The 14,770-nt window shown below is 69.4% G+C and carries 23 protein-coding genes; 2 read left to right on the top strand and 21 right to left on the bottom strand.

The features are described from left to right. Nucleotides 1-67 precede the first annotated feature (67 nt). Complete coding sequence (locus ACFPL3_RS01915) at nt 68-2,218, top strand: carbon starvation CstA family protein (protein WP_343941348.1); 2,151 nt, start codon at nt 68-70, stop codon at nt 2,216-2,218. Continuing rightward, the gene (locus ACFPL3_RS01910) at nt 2,215-2,406 is read left to right on the top strand and encodes a YbdD/YjiX family protein (RefSeq protein WP_343941349.1); all 192 of its coding nucleotides are present in this window, start codon (nt 2,215-2,217) and stop codon (nt 2,404-2,406) included. The genes ACFPL3_RS01915 and ACFPL3_RS01910 overlap by 4 nt, the downstream gene beginning before the upstream one ends. A gap of 61 nt (nt 2,407-2,467) precedes the next feature. Here ACFPL3_RS01910 and ACFPL3_RS01905 read toward each other — a convergent pair whose 3' ends face one another. From ACFPL3_RS01905 to rplV, 21 genes are all read right to left on the bottom strand, one after another. Continuing rightward, nucleotides 2,468-3,850, bottom strand: a complete 1,383-nt coding sequence (locus ACFPL3_RS01905) for an NAD(P)(+) transhydrogenase (Re/Si-specific) subunit beta (protein WP_343941350.1) — start codon at nt 3,848-3,850, stop codon at nt 2,468-2,470. Beyond that, a complete protein-coding gene (locus ACFPL3_RS01900; RefSeq protein ID WP_343941351.1) occupies nt 3,850-4,188 on the bottom strand; it encodes an NAD(P) transhydrogenase subunit alpha part 2 in 339 nt (112 codons plus the stop codon). Before ACFPL3_RS01900 ends, ACFPL3_RS01905 begins: the two co-directional genes overlap by 1 nt. Continuing rightward, a complete protein-coding gene (locus tag ACFPL3_RS01895) occupies nt 4,188-5,252 on the bottom strand; it encodes a Re/Si-specific NAD(P)(+) transhydrogenase subunit alpha (protein ID WP_343941352.1) in 1,065 nt (354 codons plus the stop codon). Before ACFPL3_RS01895 ends, ACFPL3_RS01900 begins: the two co-directional genes overlap by 1 nt. Nucleotides 5,253-5,421: 169 nt before the next feature. Next, nucleotides 5,422-6,243: a type I methionyl aminopeptidase gene (gene map, locus ACFPL3_RS01890; protein WP_343941353.1), complete on the bottom strand. Its 822-nt coding sequence runs from the start codon at nt 6,241-6,243 to the stop codon at nt 5,422-5,424. Beyond that, nucleotides 6,240-6,794: an adenylate kinase gene (locus ACFPL3_RS01885; protein WP_343941354.1), complete on the bottom strand. Its 555-nt coding sequence runs from the start codon at nt 6,792-6,794 to the stop codon at nt 6,240-6,242. The genes map and ACFPL3_RS01885 overlap by 4 nt, the downstream gene beginning before the upstream one ends. A 55-nt stretch (nt 6,795-6,849) precedes the next feature. Next, nucleotides 6,850-8,157, bottom strand: coding sequence for a preprotein translocase subunit SecY (gene secY, locus ACFPL3_RS01880; protein WP_343941355.1), 1,308 nt, complete (start codon nt 8,155-8,157; stop codon nt 6,850-6,852). Nucleotides 8,158-8,367: 210 nt separating this feature from the next. Beyond that, nucleotides 8,368-8,817, bottom strand: a complete 450-nt coding sequence (gene rplO, locus ACFPL3_RS01875) for a 50S ribosomal protein L15 (RefSeq protein ID WP_343941356.1) — start codon at nt 8,815-8,817, stop codon at nt 8,368-8,370. Beyond that, nucleotides 8,817-9,017, bottom strand: coding sequence for a 50S ribosomal protein L30 (rpmD, locus tag ACFPL3_RS01870; protein ID WP_343941357.1), 201 nt, complete (start codon nt 9,015-9,017; stop codon nt 8,817-8,819). The genes rplO and rpmD overlap by 1 nt, the downstream gene beginning before the upstream one ends. Beyond that, on the bottom strand, nt 9,017-9,646 hold the full coding sequence (gene rpsE / locus ACFPL3_RS01865) for a 30S ribosomal protein S5 (RefSeq protein WP_147257367.1): 630 nt from the start codon (nt 9,644-9,646) through the stop codon (nt 9,017-9,019). The genes rpmD and rpsE overlap by 1 nt, the downstream gene beginning before the upstream one ends. A 28-nt stretch (nt 9,647-9,674) precedes the next feature. Further along, nucleotides 9,675-10,079 carry a 50S ribosomal protein L18 gene (rplR, locus tag ACFPL3_RS01860; RefSeq protein ID WP_343941358.1) on the bottom strand — a complete coding sequence of 135 codons (405 nt, stop codon included), beginning with the start codon at nt 10,077-10,079 and terminating at the stop codon, nt 9,675-9,677. Between the two features lie 2 nt (nt 10,080-10,081). Further along, nucleotides 10,082-10,621: a 50S ribosomal protein L6 gene (gene rplF / locus ACFPL3_RS01855; RefSeq protein ID WP_343941359.1), complete on the bottom strand. Its 540-nt coding sequence runs from the start codon at nt 10,619-10,621 to the stop codon at nt 10,082-10,084. A 12-nt stretch (nt 10,622-10,633) separates the two neighbouring features. Next, nucleotides 10,634-11,032, bottom strand: coding sequence for a 30S ribosomal protein S8 (gene rpsH / locus ACFPL3_RS01850; protein ID WP_343941360.1), 399 nt, complete (start codon nt 11,030-11,032; stop codon nt 10,634-10,636). 55 nt (nt 11,033-11,087) lie between these two features. Beyond that, on the bottom strand, nt 11,088-11,273 hold the full coding sequence (locus ACFPL3_RS01845) for a type Z 30S ribosomal protein S14 (RefSeq protein ID WP_147257363.1): 186 nt from the start codon (nt 11,271-11,273) through the stop codon (nt 11,088-11,090). A gap of 53 nt (nt 11,274-11,326) precedes the next feature. After that, nucleotides 11,327-11,890, bottom strand: a complete 564-nt coding sequence (rplE, locus tag ACFPL3_RS01840; protein WP_343941361.1) for a 50S ribosomal protein L5 — start codon at nt 11,888-11,890, stop codon at nt 11,327-11,329. Further along, nucleotides 11,890-12,204 carry a 50S ribosomal protein L24 gene (gene rplX, locus ACFPL3_RS01835; protein WP_343941362.1) on the bottom strand — a complete coding sequence of 105 codons (315 nt, stop codon included), beginning with the start codon at nt 12,202-12,204 and terminating at the stop codon, nt 11,890-11,892. Before rplX ends, rplE begins: the two co-directional genes overlap by 1 nt. A gap of 1 nt (nt 12,205) precedes the next feature. Continuing rightward, the gene (rplN, locus tag ACFPL3_RS01830; protein ID WP_142106622.1) at nt 12,206-12,574 is read right to left on the bottom strand and encodes a 50S ribosomal protein L14; all 369 of its coding nucleotides are present in this window, start codon (nt 12,572-12,574) and stop codon (nt 12,206-12,208) included. After that, the gene (gene rpsQ, locus ACFPL3_RS01825) at nt 12,571-12,849 is read right to left on the bottom strand and encodes a 30S ribosomal protein S17 (protein ID WP_343941363.1); all 279 of its coding nucleotides are present in this window, start codon (nt 12,847-12,849) and stop codon (nt 12,571-12,573) included. The genes rplN and rpsQ overlap by 4 nt, the downstream gene beginning before the upstream one ends. After that, nucleotides 12,846-13,091, bottom strand: a complete 246-nt coding sequence (rpmC, locus tag ACFPL3_RS01820) for a 50S ribosomal protein L29 (protein ID WP_220257450.1) — start codon at nt 13,089-13,091, stop codon at nt 12,846-12,848. The genes rpsQ and rpmC overlap by 4 nt, the downstream gene beginning before the upstream one ends. Further along, a complete protein-coding gene (rplP, locus tag ACFPL3_RS01815; protein WP_075952029.1) occupies nt 13,091-13,510 on the bottom strand; it encodes a 50S ribosomal protein L16 in 420 nt (139 codons plus the stop codon). Before rplP ends, rpmC begins: the two co-directional genes overlap by 1 nt. 3 nt (nt 13,511-13,513) lie before the next feature. Then, nucleotides 13,514-14,338 carry a 30S ribosomal protein S3 gene (rpsC, locus tag ACFPL3_RS01810; RefSeq protein WP_343941364.1) on the bottom strand — a complete coding sequence of 275 codons (825 nt, stop codon included), beginning with the start codon at nt 14,336-14,338 and terminating at the stop codon, nt 13,514-13,516. After that, nucleotides 14,338-14,754, bottom strand: a complete 417-nt coding sequence (gene rplV, locus ACFPL3_RS01805; protein ID WP_343941365.1) for a 50S ribosomal protein L22 — start codon at nt 14,752-14,754, stop codon at nt 14,338-14,340. Before rplV ends, rpsC begins: the two co-directional genes overlap by 1 nt. Nucleotides 14,755-14,770: the final 16 nt, after the last annotated feature.

Below are 14,770 nucleotides of genomic sequence, written 5' to 3'. Positions count from 1 at the left end.
GCTGCGGAAGTCGAGGAGAAGTGATGTTGCTGAGGCTGGAACGCCGGTTCACCCCCGGAGGCACCGCATGACGCTCACCGAGGCCCGATCGCGGATGAACCCGCGCTCGGTGCTGATCTGGACGGCCGTCGCCATCGTCGGCGCCGTGGCGTGGGGTGTGCTGGCCGTATCCCGCGGGGAGAACGTCTCCGCGATCTGGCTGGTCGCGGCCGCACTCGGCTCGTACGCGATCGCCTACCGCTTCTACGCCCGGTTCATCGTCCGGCGCGTGCTGAAGGCCGACGACGACCGGGCGACCCCCGCCGAGCGGCTGAACAACGGCACCGACTTCCAGCCGATGGACCGGCGGGTGCTGTTCGGCCACCACTTCGCCGCGATCGCGGGTGCCGGACCGCTCGTCGGCCCGGTGCTGGCCGCGCAGATGGGCTACCTGCCCGGCACGATCTGGATCATCGTCGGCGTCATCTTCGCCGGCGCCGTGCAGGACATGGTCGTGCTGTTCTTCTCGATGCGGCGCGACGGCCGCAGCCTCGGGCAGATGGCGCGCGACGAGATCGGCGTGGTCGGCGGCATCGCCGCGCTGGTCGCCGTGTTCGCGATCATGATCATCCTGCTCGCAGTGCTCGCCCTCGTCGTCGTGAACGCGCTCGCGCACTCGCCGTGGGGCACGTTCTCGATCGCGATGACGATCCCGATCGCCATCTTCATGGGCTTCTACCTGCGCAGCATCCGCCCGGGCCGGGTCATCGAGACCAGCGTGCTCGGGGTGGCGCTGCTGCTGCTCGCGATCGTCGCGGGCGGCTGGGTGCAGAACTCGAGCTGGGCCGAGGCGTTCACCCTCGACCCCCGCACCCTCGTGATCTGCCTGGTGGTCTACGGCTTCGCCGCGTCGGTGCTGCCGGTGTGGATGCTGCTCGCCCCGCGCGACTACCTGTCGACGTTCATGAAGATCGGCACGATCGGGCTGCTCGCGCTCGGCGTGGTCTTCACGGCGCCGACGATGAACACCCAGGCGTTCACCGAGTTCGCCTTCAGCGGCCAGGGCCCGGTGTTCGCCGGGTCGCTGTTCCCGTTCGTGTTCATCACGATCGCCTGCGGCGCCCTGTCGGGCTTCCACGCGCTCGTCTCGTCGGGCACCACGCCGAAGCTGATCCAGAAGGAGTCGCAGGTGCGGCTCATCGGCTACGGCGCGATGCTCATGGAGTCCTTCGTCGCGATCATGGCACTGATCGCCGCCTGCATCCTGGACCCCGGGCTCTACTTCGCGATGAACGCCCCCGCCGGGGTGCTCGGCAGCACGGTCGAGTCGGCGTCCGAGGCCGTGACCAGCCTCGGGTTCCAGATCACGCCGCAGGAGCTCAGCGCGGCCGCGGCGGCCGTGCAGGAGAGCACCCTCGTGGCGCGCACCGGTGGTGCGCCCACGCTCGCGGTCGGCATGTCGGAGATCTTCTCCGGCGCGTTCGGCGGCGACGCCATGAAGGCGTTCTGGTACCACTTCGCGATCATGTTCGAGGCCCTGTTCATCCTCACCACGGTGGATGCAGGCACCCGCGTCGGGCGCTACATGCTGCAGGACACCCTCGGCAACGTCTACAAGCCGTTCGCGAACCAGAACTGGAAGCCCGGGCAGTGGATCACCAGCGCGGTCGTCGTGCTGGCGTGGGGCTACTTCCTCTACGCGGGCGTCACCGACCCGCTGGGCGGGATCAACCAGCTCTTCCCGCTGTTCGGCATCGCCAACCAACTGCTCGCGGCGGTCGCCCTCACCGTGGCCACCACGATCCTCATCAAGACCGGGCGCGCGAAGTACGCCTGGGTGACGCTCGTGCCGCTCGCGTGGGACGCCGCCGTCACGCTCGTGGCGAGCTGGCAGAAGGTGTTCTCCGCCGACCCGAAGCTCGGCTTCTTCGCCCAGCGCGACAAGTACGCCGCCGCGCTCGAGCAGGGCCAGGTCCTCGGCCCGGCGAAGGACATCGACGACATGCAGGCCGTCGTCGTGAACTCCACGGTCGACGGCGTGCTGTCGATCCTGTTCGCCGTCCTGATCATCATCGTGATCGTGAACGCGATGCTGGTCTGGTACCGGGCGCTGACCTCGTCCGAACCGCTGCCCAGCACGGAGGTGCCCGCGGTGCCGTCCACGATCGTGGCGCCTGCGGGTCTCATCGCCACGGCGGAGGAGAAGCGGGCGCTCGCCGCGGCCGGGGAACGCGCGTGACGAGCCTCGTGAAGGCCTGGCGCGGCGTGCACTGGTACCTGCGCGAGCTCACCGGCGAGACGCAGTACGACCGCTACCTCGAGCGGCACGCCCGCGAGCACGGGGACACGCCCCCGCTCTCGCGGCGCGAGTTCGAACGCCGCCGCATCGCGGGAGCGGACGCCAAGCCGGGAAGCCGCTGCTGCTGATGCCGATGCCCCGTGAGTGGATACGAGTGCAGGAGCACTCGTATCCACTCACGGCATCCGGTCACAAGGCCTTGAGCTCCTCGGTGACCTCCGTGACGCTCTTCTTCGCGTCGCCGAAGAGCATCGAGGTGTTCTCGGCGTAGAACAGCGGGTTGTCGATGCCGGCGAAGCCGCTGCTCATCGAGCGCTTGAGCACGATCACCGACCGCGACTCGTCGACGTTGAGGATCGGCATGCCGTGGATGGGCGAGCTCGGGTCGGTGCGCGCGGCTGGGTTGGTGACGTCGTTCGCCCCGATCACCAGCGTGACGTCGGTGCGGGAGAACTCGTCGTTGATCTCGTCCATCTCCTTGAGGGCGTCGTAGGAGACGTCGGCCTCGGCCAGCAACACGTTCATGTGCCCGGGCATCCGGCCGGCCACCGGGTGGATCGCGTACTTGACCTCCACACCCTTGGCCTCGAGCAGCTTGGCCATGTCCTTCACGGCGTGCTGGGCCTGCGCCACCGCCATGCCGTACCCGGGCACCACGATCACCTGCGACGCGTACGCCATCTGGATCGCGGCGTCGGCCGCGGACGTGGACTTCACGGTGCGCTCCACGCCGTCGTCGGCACCGGGGAGCGAGGTGGTGCCGCCGAACCCGCCCGCGACGATGGCGGGGATCGACCGGTTCATGGCCTTGGCCATCAGGTTGGTCAGGATCGAACCGGACGCGCCCACGATCATGCCCGCGACGATCATGGCCGTGTTGTCGAGCGCGAGGCCCGCCGCGGCGGCGGAGAGCCCGGTGAGCGCGTTGAGCAGCGAGATCACGACCGGCATGTCGGCACCGCCGATCGGCAGCACCACCAGCACGCCGAGCACCGCCGCCAGCACGAGCAGGGCGACGATCCAGATCTGCGGCGCTCCGCCGAGCCCGGCCACCACCGCGCAGACCACGGCGGCCACCAGCAGCAGGCCGTTGACCGGCTGCTGCGCCTTCCCCAGCCCGATCGGACGGCCCGGCAGGATCTCCTGCAGCTTGCCGAACGCGATCAGCGAGCCCCAGAACGAGATCGACCCGATGATCGCCGCGAACAGCGACGCCACGATGACGTGGACCGGCTCGCCCGAGAACCCGTCGGTGCTGCGGAACTCCGACCAGGCGATGAGGGCCACGGCCCCGCCGCCGACGCCGTTGAACAGCGCCACCATCTGCGGCATCGCCGTCATCTTGACCTGCCGCGCGGACGGCACGCCCAGCGCCGTGCCGATCACGAGGCCGACGACGATCAGGAGCCAGTTGTGCTCCACCTGCAGCAGGGTGGCCACCACGGCGATCCCCATGCCGACGGCCGCGATCCAGTTGCCGCGCACCGCCGTCTTCGGGCCGGTGAGGCCCATCAGGCCGTAGATGAAGAGCGAGAAGGCGATGATGTAGAGGATCGCGACCAGAGCGTCCATCAGGAGTCGCCCTTCCCGTTGGACGCGATCTTCTCCGCGGCCGGGGCCTGGGGCTTGGCCTTGAACATGCCGAGCATCCGGTCCGTCACGAGGAAGCCGCCGATGACGTTGATCATGCCGAAGGCGATGGCGACGACGAGGATGATCGCGTCGACCACCGACGGGTTCTCCAGGTGGCCGAGCACGATCAGGCCGCCGAGGAGCACGATGCCGTGGATCGCGTTGGTGCCGGACATCAGCGGCGTGTGCAGCGTGTTCGGCACCTTCGAGATCACCGCGAAGCCGACGAAGCCGGCCAGCACCAGGATCGCGAGGTTCGCGAGGAGCCCGGTTTCCATCAGTCCCTCCCTCGGGTGACGCAGGCCTTGGCGAGCACCTCGTCGTCCCAGTTCGGCGCGACGGCGCCGGAGTCGTCCAGCATGAGTTCGAGCAGGGCGGAGACGTTGCGCGCGTACAGCTCCGACGCGTGCTCCGGCATCGTGGCCGGCAGGTTCAGCGGCGCGGCGATGGTGACGTCGTGCTTCACCACGACCTTGCCCGCCTCGGTGAGCTCGCAGTTGCCGCCGCTCTCGCCCGCCAGGTCGACCACCACGCTGCCCGGCCGCATGCCCTTGACGGCGGCCGCGGTGACCAGCGTGGGCGCCGTGCGCCCGGGCACGTTGGCGGTGGTGATCACGACGTCGAAGCCGGTGATCGCCTCCTCGAGGCGCTTCTGCTGCTCGGAGCGCTCCTCGGCCGTGAGCTCACGGGCGTAGCCGCCCTCCCCCGCTGCCTCGATCCCGAGGTCGAGCCACTGCGCACCCAGCGAACGCACCTGGTCGGCGACCTCGGGCCGCACGTCGTACCCGGTGGTGCGCGCGCCGAGCCGCTTCGCGGTGGCCAGTGCCTGGAGCCCGGCCACGCCCACGCCCAGCACGAGCGCGGTGGCCGGCTTCACGGTGCCCGCCGCCGTGGTCAGCATGGGGAAGAACCGCGTGCTGTGCTCCGCGGCGAGCAGCACGGCCTTGTAGCCGGCCACGTTCGCCTGCGACGACAGCGCGTCCATCGACTGCGCGCGCGAGATGCGGGGGATCGACTCCATGGCGAACGCCTGGACACCCGCCTCCGCCAGCGCGTCGATCGTCTCGGGCGAGGTCAGGGGCGCGAGGAACCCGATCAGCGTGCGGCCCTCGGCCAGCTTGCCGATCTCCTCCGCGGTGGGCGGGTTCACCTTGGCCACGACGTCGCACGCCCATGGATCGCCGATCGTGGCGCCCGCCTGCGTGAACAGCTCGTCGGGGATCAATGCGCCGAGCCCGGCCCCGGCCTCGACCACGACCTCCACACCCCGCGTCCGGAGTTTCTCGACGACCTTGGGCACGAGAGCGACCCGGCGCTCACCGTCGGCAGACTCGCGCGGCACCCCGACGGTGGTCCGCCGCGGTACTGTGGATTCTGTATTCACAAGACCGGAGCCTAGCCCAGCGCAGGCCCGATCAGGCGAAGAGTGTGACGCGCACTGCCCGCTGCAACGTGAAGGAGCCCTGCCCCATTCCGGACATCCGGACCAGGGCAGGGCTCCAGGGTGCGGTTCAGGGGAGGGTGAGGATCCTCGGGCCGTCGTCGGTGATCGCCACGGAGTGCTCCCAGTGCACGGCCCGGCTGCCGTCGGCGGTGACCACCGTCCAGCCGTCGTCGAGCTCGCGGGTCTCCGGGTCGCCCGCCGTGAGCATCGGCTCCACCGCCAGCGCCATCCCGGGCACCAGGCGGGGGCCCTGCCCCGGCTCGCCGTGGTTGGGCAGGAACGGGTCCATGTGCATCGAGGTGCCGATGCCGTGGCCGCCGTACTCGGCGACGATGCCGTACTCGACCCCGTCGCGCTCGCCCGCGGCCTCGGTGGCCTTCTGCACTGCGTGGGAGATGTCGGTGAGCCGGCCACCGGGCTGCACGGCGGCGATCCCGGCGTGCAGCGCCTCCTCGCAGGCGACGGAGAGCGCGAGGTCTGCCGCGGAGACCGCGCCGATCGGGATGGTGACCGCGGCGTCGCCGTGCCAACCGTCGACGATCGCGCCGCAGTCGACGGAGATGAGGTCACCGTCGGCGAGCACCTGGTCGGCCGCCGGGATGCCGTGCACGATCTGCTCGTTCACCGACGCGCAGATCGACGCCGGGTAGCCGTGGTAGCCCAGGAACGACGGCACACCGCCGCCGTCGCGGATGGTCTGCTCGGCGAGCGCGTCGAGCTCGGCGGTGCTCACGCCCGCCTTGGCCGCCTCGGTGATCACGGTGAGCGTGCGGGCCACGAGAGCGCCTGCGACGCGCATCGCATCGAGCTCACCGCGGGTCTTGAGCTCGATGTCCCGCCCCCGCCAGCGTGCGATGAACCCCCGGACGCCCCCGCGCCCGCCGTTCATCGGCTTCGCAGCGCGTCGGACACCCGGTCGGTGATCTCCTCGACGTCACCGACGGCGTCGATGGTGATGAGCCGGTCGCGGTAGTGCTCCAGCAGCGGCGCGGTCTCCTCGCGGTAGACCTGCTGACGACGCCGGATGACGTCCTCGGTGTCGTCGGTGCGCCCGCGGCCCAGCAGCCGCCGCACGAGTTCGTCCTCCGGCACCTGGAACTCGATGACCGCGTCGATGGCCTCCCCGCGCTCGGCGAGCAGCTGCTCGAGCGAGGACGCCTGGCTGAGGTTGCGCGGGAAGCCGTCGAGGATGAAGCCCTTCGCGGCGTCGTCCTCGGCGAGGCGCTCGCGCATCATCGCGATCGTGACGCTGTCGGGCACCAGCTCACCTGCGTCGATGTAGCGCTTGGCCTCGAGCCCGATCGGCGTCTCCGCTCCGGGCTGCAGGTTGGCGCGGAACAGGTCTCCGCTGGAGATGTGCGGCACGTCCAGACGCTCCGCGAGACGCACCGCCTGGGTGCCCTTGCCCGCGCCTGGTGGACCGACCAGAAGAAGACGCACGCGACACCGACCTCCTGAACTCGACGACGAACCGAACCCGACCGACCGATGGACGTTAACGCAGGAAACCGTCGTACCTGCGTTGCATGAGCTGGCTCTCGATCTGCTTGACGGTGTCGAGGCCCACTCCGACCATGATCAGCACAGCCGTGCCCCCGAAGGGGAAGTTCTGGTTCTGACCCGAGCCGGTGATGCCGAGGAAGAAGTTCGGCAGGACGGCGATGATGCCGAGGTACAGCGAGCCGGGCAGGGTGATGCGGGACAGGACGTACTGCAGGTACTCCGCAGTGGGCCTGCCCGGGCGGATCCCGGGGATGAACCCGCCGAACTTCTTCATCTCGTCGGCCCGTTCCTCGGGGTTGAACGTGATGCCGACGTAGAAGTAGGTGAAGAAGATGATCAGTGCGATGTAGAGCGAGATGTGCACCCAGCTGGACTGGTCGACCAGATAGGTCTGCACGAACTGCTGGAACCCACCGCCGGTGGTGCCTGCCAACCGCGAGATCAGGTCGGGCAGGTACAGCAGCGACGAGCCGAAGATGACCGGGATGACACCGGCCTGGTTGACCTTCAGCGGCAGGTAGGTGGAGGTGCCGCCGTACATCCGGCGCCCCACCATCCGCTTGGCGTACTGCACGGGGATGCGGCGCTGGCCCTGCTCGACGAACACGACGCTCGCGATGATGGCCAGGCCGAAGAAGCAGACGCCCGCGAAGACCAGGGGGCCGTTCTGCAGGATGTTCGCGCCCTCGCCGGGGATGCGGGCCGCGATCGAGGTGAAGATCAGCAACGACATGCCGTTGCCGATGCCGCGCTCGGTGACCTGCTCTCCCAGCCACATGATCACGGCGGTGCCGGCGGTCATCACGACCACGATGACCGAGAGCGTGAAGACGTTGGACTCGGGGATCACCGGGAGGGAGCAGTTCGTGAACAGCTGGCCGCGGTCGGCCAGCGCCACGATCCCGGTGGCCTGCAGGATGGCGAGCGCGATCGTGAGGTAGCGGGTGTACTGGGTCAGCTTGCTCTGACCCGACTGCCCTTCCTTCTTGAGCTGCTCGAAGCGCGGGATGACCACGGTGAGCAGCTGCACGATGATGCTCGCCGTGATGTACGGCATGATGCCGAGCGCGAAGATCGACAGCTGCAGCAGCGCGCCGCCGGAGAACAGGTTGATCAGCGAGTAGATGCTCGCGCTGTCGCTCTGCTCGACCTGCTCGAGGCACTCCTGGATGTTCGGGTACGACACCCCGGGGGACGGGATCGAACACCCGAGGCGGTACACCGCGATGATCCCCAGCGTGAAGAGGATCTTCTTCCGCAGGTCAGGCGTGGTCAGTGCCGACCGAAAAGCGCTGAGCACTCGGTGATCCTCCTGTACTGGTGGCCCGCTCCACGGCGGACCCGTCCGTCGCGAGGGAATGCGACGCTGGCCGAGCTCCCACACACTCCCCACGGGGCTCGGGCAGGAACGACTCTAACAGCGGCCGCTCCACCCGTACGGCACGGACCGGCGCTGGGTGCCCACGACTGGACACCGGGCGCCGGTCCGCACCGAACGGGCACGAGCCCCTTACCGGAGCTCGGTGGCGGTCCCGCCGGCGGCCGTGATCTTGTCACGGGCGCTGCCGGAGAAGGCGTGGGCGCTCACGGTGAGCGCGACGCCGTCGAGCTCACCGTTGCCGAGAACCTTCACCAGCTGGTTGCGCCGGACCGCGCCGGCGGCGACCAGCTCGTCGGGGCCGACGGTGCCGCCCTCGGGGAACAGCTGGGCGAGGTCGCCCACGTTCACCACCTGGTACTCGACACGGAACCGGTTCTTGAAGCCCTTGAGCTTCGGCAGCCGCATGTGCAGCGGCATCTGGCCACCCTCGAAGGCGGGCGAGACGGTCTTGCGTGCCTTGGTGCCCTTGGTACCGCGGCCCGCCGTCTTGCCCTTGCTGCCCTCACCGCGCCCGACCCGGGTCTTCTCGGTCTTGGCTCCCGGGGCGGGGCGGAGGTGGTGGATCTTGATGGTGGTCATCAGGAGCCGACCTCCTCGACCGTCACGAGGTGACGGACGGTCTGGATCATGCCGCGGATCTGCGGGTTGTCGTCCCGCTCGACCGTCTGGCGGATCTTGCGCAGGCCCAGCGACTTGAGCGTGTCACGCTGGTTCTGCTTGCACCCGATGCTGCTGCGCACCTGGGTGATCGCGAGCTTCGCCGTGGTCTTCTCCGCCATCACGACCTCGCACCCTGCGCAGCGGCCGCACGGGCCCGCAGCATCTCGGCGGGGGCGACGTCCTCGAGCGGCAGGCCGCGGCGGGCCGCGACCTCCTCGGGACGCTGGATCTGCTTCAGCGCGTCGACCGTGGCGTGCACGATGTTGATCGCGTTGTCGCTGCCGAGGGACTTCGACAGGACGTCGTGGATGCCGGCGCACTCCAGCACGGCACGCACCGGGCCACCGGCGATGACACCGGTACCGGGGCTGGCCGGGCGGAGCATGACGACGCCTGCTGCGGCCTCGCCCTGCACGCGGTGCACGATCGTGCCGCCGATGCGCGGGACGCGGAAGAAGTTCTTCTTCGCCTCCTCCACGCCCTTGGCGATCGCGGCCGGCACCTCCTTGGCCTTGCCGTAGCCGACGCCGACCATGCCGTCGCCGTCACCCACGATCATGAGGGCGGTGAAGCTGAAGCGCCGACCACCCTTGACCACCTTCGCCACGCGGTTGATCGTGACGAGGCGCTCGATGTACGGGGTCTTGTCCTGGGCCGCCCCGCCACGGCCTCCGTCCCGGCGGTCCCGGCGGTCGCGGTTGTCGCCGCCCCCAGGGCCCCCGCCGTCACGCCGTGTGCGTCCCGGCATCAGACGTTCCCTTCCATCTTGTTAACCATCAGAACTCCAGCCCGCCTTCACGGGCGGCGTCGGCCAGCGCGGCGATGCGACCGTGGTAGTCGTAGCCACCCCGGTCGAAGACCACCGCCGTGATGCCGGCCTCGCGGGCGCGGGCGGCCACCAGCTCGCCGACCTTCGCCGCACGGGCCTTCTTGTCGCCGTCGAGCGCGCGGACGTCGGCCTCGAGCGAGGACGCCGAGGCGATCGTGTGGCCGGCGACGTCGTCGATCAGCTGCACGACGATGTGCCGCGAGCTGCGCTTGACGGCGAGGCGCGGGCGCTCGGCGCTGCCGATGACCTTCTTGCGCAGGCGGGCGTGCCGGCGGGTGATCGCGGTGCGCCGCTTCGCAGACACCTGCGATGCGGTGCGCTTCCGGGCGTTAGCGGAGATCGTCTCAGCCATGATCACTTACCCGTCTTTCCGACCTTGCGGCGGACGTTCTCGCCCGCGTACCGCACACCCTTGCCCTTGTACGGCTCGGGCTTGCGGATCTTGCGGATGTTGGCGGCGGTCTCGCCCACCAGCTGCTTGTCGATGCCGCTGACCGAGAACCGGGTGGGCGACTCCACCGCGAAGGTGATGCCCTCCGGCGGCTCGACCACGACGGGGTGGCTGAAACCGAGCGCGAACTCGAGGTTCGAGCCCTTCAGCGCCACGCGGTAACCGACGCCGACGATCTCCAGCTTCTTCTCGTAGCCGGAGGTGACGCCGACGACCAGGTTGTTGACCAGCGAGCGGGTGAGGCCGTGGTAGGCCTTGCTCTTGCGCTCGTCGTCCGGGCGCTTCACGACGATCTCGCCGCCGTCACCGCGCTCGACGGTGATCGGCTCGATCACGGTGTGCGACAGGGTGCCCTTGGGGCCCTTCACGGTGACCGTGCGGCCGTCGATGGTGACGTCCACCCCGGCAGGCACGGTGACGGGCAGCTTCCCGATGCGGGACATGTCTCCTACCCCCTACCAGACGTAGGCGAGGACTTCCCCGCCCACGCCGTTCTTCTTCGCCTGCTGGTCGGTCTGCAGGCCGCTCGAGGTCGAGATGATCGCGACACCGAGGCCGCCGAGGACCCGGGGCAGGTTCGTGTGCTTCGCGTAGACCCGCAGGCCGGGCTTCGACACCCGGCGCAGACCGGCGATGCTGCGCTCCCGGTTGCGCCCGTACTTCAGCTCGATGACCAGGCTCTTGCCGACCTCGGCGTCCTCCACGTGGTGGGAGGCGATGTAGCCCTCCTTCTGGAGGATCTCCGCGATCGCGACCTTGAGCTTCGAGTGCGGCATGACCACGCGGTCGTGGTAGGCCGAGTTGGCGTTGCGCAGACGTGTGAGCATGTCTGCGATGGGATCGGTCATCGTCATGTGACGTCGTCACTTTCCCGCCGCGGTTCCCGGTGAGGGCCTACGGCGAAAGGGGTTACCAGGAGGACTTGTTCACGCCGGGCAGCTCGCCCGCGTGTGCCATGTCCCGGACGCAGACGCGGCAGAGGCCGAACTTGCGCAGGACGGCGCGCGGCCGGCCGCACTTCTGGCAGCGGGTGTAGCCCCGCACCTTGAACTTCGGCTTGCGCGCGGCCTTGATGATGAGAGCCTTCTTGGCCATCTCACGCCTCCCTGACAGGCAGTACGGGAAGCCGAGCTAGCGTCGCAGCCATCTCACGCCTCCTTGAACGGGAAACCGAGCTTGCGCAGGAGCGCCCGGCCTTCCTCGTCGGTCGTGGCCGTGGTGACGACCGTGATGTCCATGCCGCGCGGCCGGTCGATCGTGTCGGGGTCGATCTCGTGGAACATCGACTGCTCCGTGAGCCCGAACGTGTAGTTGCCGCGCCCGTCGAACTGCGTGCCGGACAGGCCACGGAAGTCGCGGATACGCGGCAGCGCGATCGTGAGCAGGCGGTCGAGGAACTCCCACATCCGGTCGCCGCGGAGGGTGACCTTCGCGCCGATCGGCATGCCCTCGCGCAGCTTGAACTGCGCGATGGACTTGGTGGCCCGGCGGATCTGCGGCTTCTGGCCGGTGATGGTGGCCAGGTCGCGGACCGCACCGTCGATCAGCTTCGCGTCGCGGGCGGCGTCGCCGACACCCATGTTGACGACGACCTTCACGACGCCCGGGATCTGCATGACGTTCGCGTAGGAGAACTGCTCGCGCAGCTCGCTCTTGATCTCGTCCTGGTAGCGCTGCTTGAGGCGCGGCGCCACCCGCTCGGCCGTCGTCATCAGATCTCCTTCCCGGAACGCCGGGAGATCCGGACGCGCTTACCGTCGTCGGTCGTCTTCTTGCCGACCCGGGTGGGCTTGCCGTCACCGTCGACCAGCATCACGTTGGAGACGTGGATGGCCGCCTCGGTGGTGACGATCCCGCCGGACTGCGCGCCGCGCTGGTTCTGGGTGATCCGGGTGTGCTTCTTGATCCGGTTCACGCCCTCGACCAGCACGCGCTGCGTGTCCGGGTAGGCCTGGATGACCTTGCCCTTCGCGCCCTTGTCCTTGCCGGCGATCACCAGCACGGTGTCGCCCTTCTTGATCTTCATGTCAGAGCACCTCCGGGGCGAGGGAGATGATCTTCATGAACCGCTTGTCACGCAGCTCGCGCCCGACCGGGCCGAAGATGCGGGTCCCCCGCGGCTCGCCGTCCTGCTTGATGAGCACGGCGGCGTTCTCGTCGAACCGGATGTAGGAGCCGTCCGGCCGCCTGCGCTCCTTGACGGTGCGCACGATGACGGCCTTGACCACGTCACCGCGCTTCACGCCTGCGCCGGGGATGGCGTCCTTCACCGTGGCGACGATCGTGTCGCCGATACCTGCGTAGCGCCGCCCGGAGCCGCCCAGCACCCGGATGCAGAGGATCTCCTTCGCACCGGTGTTGTCGGCGACGCGCAGCCGCGACTCCTGCTGGATCACTTCGCCTTCTCCAGGATCTCCACCAGCCGCCAGCGCTTGGTGGCGGACAGCGGGCGCGTCTCCATCAGCCGGACCCGGTCGCCGACCGCGGCCGTGTTGGCCTCGTCGTGCGCCTTGACCTTGCTGGTCCGGCGGATGACCTTCGCGTACAGCGGGTGCTTCACGCGGTCCTCGAGCTCGACCACGATGGTCTTGTCCATCTTGTCGGACACGACCAGGCCCTCGCGGACCTTCCGCTCCCCGCGCTGCTTCTGCTGAGTCTGCTGCTCACTCATGCGGCGCCCTCGTCGTTCTCATCGGGGGCGGCCGACAGGCCCAGCTCGCGCTCGCGCATGATCGTGTAGATCCGCGCGATGTCGTGCCGGACGGTACGCAGCCGCCGGTTGTTGTCCAGCTGCCCGGTGGCCATCTGGAACCGGAGGTTGAACAGCTCCTCCTTGGCCTCCCGCACCCGCAGCACGAGCTCCTCGTCGGAAAGCTCACGCAGCTCGGCAGCGGCGGTCGAGCCTGCGGCCATCAGATGTCACCACCTTCGCGGGTCACGATCCGGCACTTCATCGGCAGCTTGTGGATCGCGCGACGCAGCGCCTCACGAGCGGTCTGCTCGTTCGGGTAGCTCATCTCGAACACGACCCGGCCGGGCTTGATGTTGGCGACCCACTTCTCCGGCGAGCCCTTGCCGGAACCCATGCGGGTCTCGGCCGGCTTCTTGGTGAGCGGGCGGTCCGGGAACACGTTGATCCAGACCTTGCCGCCACGGCGGATGTGCCGGTTGATGGCGATACGGGCGGACTCGATCTGCCGGTTGGTGATGTAGGCAGGCTCGAGCGCCTGGATGCCGTAGTCGCCGAAGGTCACCCGCGTGCCGCCGGTGGCCATGCCGGTGCGGTGCGGACGGTGCTGCTTGCGGTGCTTGACCTTGCGTGGGATCAGCATGGCTCAGCTCCCACCCTGCTCGTTCTCGGCGGTGGCGGTGGCGGTGCCGCCGCCACCCGCGGACTGCTCGGCGGCGGCCCGCCCGGCCTCGGTGCCACCCGAGCCGGTGGTGCCGGACGCACCCGAGCGACGACGCTGCGGGCGCTCGCGGCGCGGGCGCTCCGGCGCGGCCGCCGCGGCGGCAGCACCCTCGCGACGCCCACCGACCACGTCACCCTTGTAGATCCACACCTTGACGCCGATGCGGCCGAACGTGGTGCGGGCCTCGAACAGGCCGTAGTCGATGTCGGCGCGCAGCGTGTGCAGCGGCACGCGACCCTCGCGGTAGAACTCCGAACGCGACATCTCCGCGCCGCCGAGGCGACCGGAGCACTGGATCCGGATGCCCTTCACGGCGGGGCTGCGCATGGCCGACTGGATGCCCTTGCGCATCGCGCGGCGGAACGCCACGCGGTTGGACAGCTGCTCGGCCACGGCCTGCGCCACGAGCTGGGCGTCGGACTCCGAGTTCTTCACCTCGAGGATGTTCAGCTGCACCTGCTTGCCGGTGAGCTTCTCGAGCTGGCCGCGGATGCGGTCGGCCTCGGCGCCGCGGCGGCCGATGACGATGCCCGGACGCGCGGTGTGGATGTCGACGCGCACACGGTCACGGGTGCGCTCGATCTCGACCTTGGAGATGCCGGCCCGCTCCATGCCCTTGGAGAGCATGCGGCGGATCTCGACGTCCTCCTTGACGTACTCGGCGTACTGCTTGTCGGCGTACCAACGCGACTTCCAGTCGGTGGTGATGCCGAGCCGGAACCCGTGCGGGTTGATCTTCTGACCCATCAGCGGGTCCTCCCCTTCGCACCGCGGGCGCCGCGACCGGCTCGCGCCGGCTGCGACTCGACCTCGACGGTGATGTGGCTCGTGCGCTTGCGGATCCGGTAGGCGCGGCCCTGGGCCCGCGGCCGGATGCGCTTGAGCGTCGGGCCCTCGTCGGCGTAGGCCGCCGCCACCACGAGGGTGTCGGGGTCCAGGTCGAGGTTGTTCTCGGCGTTGGCCGCGGCGCTCGCCACGACCTTGAACAGCGGCTGCGCCGCCGCCTGCGGCGAGAACCGCAGGATGTCGAGTGCCTCCTGGACCGGGCGGTCCTTGATCAGCGCAACGACTCGCCGCACCTTGGTGGGCGACATGTGCACGTACCGCGCAACCGCGCGCGCCCGTGCGGGCGCGGCGGCAGCGGTCTCGGTGGTCTCAGCCACGTCTGCTCCTCTGCTA

It is taken from the genome of Pseudonocardia zijingensis (genome assembly GCF_042657305.1).
In the GTDB taxonomy this organism is placed as follows: Bacteria; Actinomycetota; Actinomycetes; order Mycobacteriales; family Pseudonocardiaceae; genus Pseudonocardia; species Pseudonocardia zijingensis.
The sequence above is the reverse complement of the archived record's forward strand: the minus strand, read 5'-3'. Positions and strand labels throughout refer to the sequence as shown.

Coding starts and splice junctions, on each gene's coding strand:
- rplX (WP_343941362.1), bottom strand. CDS start 12,204: ATGAAGATCAAGAAGGGCGACACCGTGCTGGTGATCGCCGGCAAGGAC.
- rplP (WP_075952029.1), bottom strand. CDS start 13,510: ATGCTGATCCCACGCAAGGTCAAGCACCGCAAGCAGCACCGTCCGCAC.
- rpmD (WP_343941357.1), bottom strand. CDS start 9,017: ATGGCGGAGAAGACCACGGCGAAGCTCGCGATCACCCAGGTGCGCAGC.
- ACFPL3_RS01900 (WP_343941351.1), bottom strand. CDS start 4,188: ATGGAAACCGGGCTCCTCGCGAACCTCGCGATCCTGGTGCTGGCCGGC.
- rpsQ (WP_343941363.1), bottom strand. CDS start 12,849: ATGAGTGAGCAGCAGACTCAGCAGAAGCAGCGCGGGGAGCGGAAGGTC.
- rpsC (WP_343941364.1), bottom strand. CDS start 14,338: ATGGGTCAGAAGATCAACCCGCACGGGTTCCGGCTCGGCATCACCACC.
- ACFPL3_RS01905 (WP_343941350.1), bottom strand. CDS start 3,850: ATGGACGCTCTGGTCGCGATCCTCTACATCATCGCCTTCTCGCTCTTC.
- rpsH (WP_343941360.1), bottom strand. CDS start 11,032: ATGACGATGACCGATCCCATCGCAGACATGCTCACACGTCTGCGCAAC.
- ACFPL3_RS01915 (WP_343941348.1), top strand. CDS start 68: ATGACGCTCACCGAGGCCCGATCGCGGATGAACCCGCGCTCGGTGCTG.
- rpmC (WP_220257450.1), bottom strand. CDS start 13,091: ATGGCCGCAGGCTCGACCGCCGCTGCCGAGCTGCGTGAGCTTTCCGAC.
- rplO (WP_343941356.1), bottom strand. CDS start 8,817: ATGACCACCATCAAGATCCACCACCTCCGCCCCGCCCCGGGAGCCAAG.
- rplE (WP_343941361.1), bottom strand. CDS start 11,890: ATGACGACGGCCGAGCGGGTGGCGCCGCGCCTCAAGCAGCGCTACCAG.
- map (WP_343941353.1), bottom strand. CDS start 6,243: ATGAACGGCGGGCGCGGGGGCGTCCGGGGGTTCATCGCACGCTGGCGG.
- rpsE (WP_147257367.1), bottom strand. CDS start 9,646: ATGCCGGGACGCACACGGCGTGACGGCGGGGGCCCTGGGGGCGGCGAC.
- ACFPL3_RS01845 (WP_147257363.1), bottom strand. CDS start 11,273: ATGGCCAAGAAGGCTCTCATCATCAAGGCCGCGCGCAAGCCGAAGTTC.
- rplR (WP_343941358.1), bottom strand. CDS start 10,079: ATGGCTGAGACGATCTCCGCTAACGCCCGGAAGCGCACCGCATCGCAG.
- rplF (WP_343941359.1), bottom strand. CDS start 10,621: ATGTCCCGCATCGGGAAGCTGCCCGTCACCGTGCCTGCCGGGGTGGAC.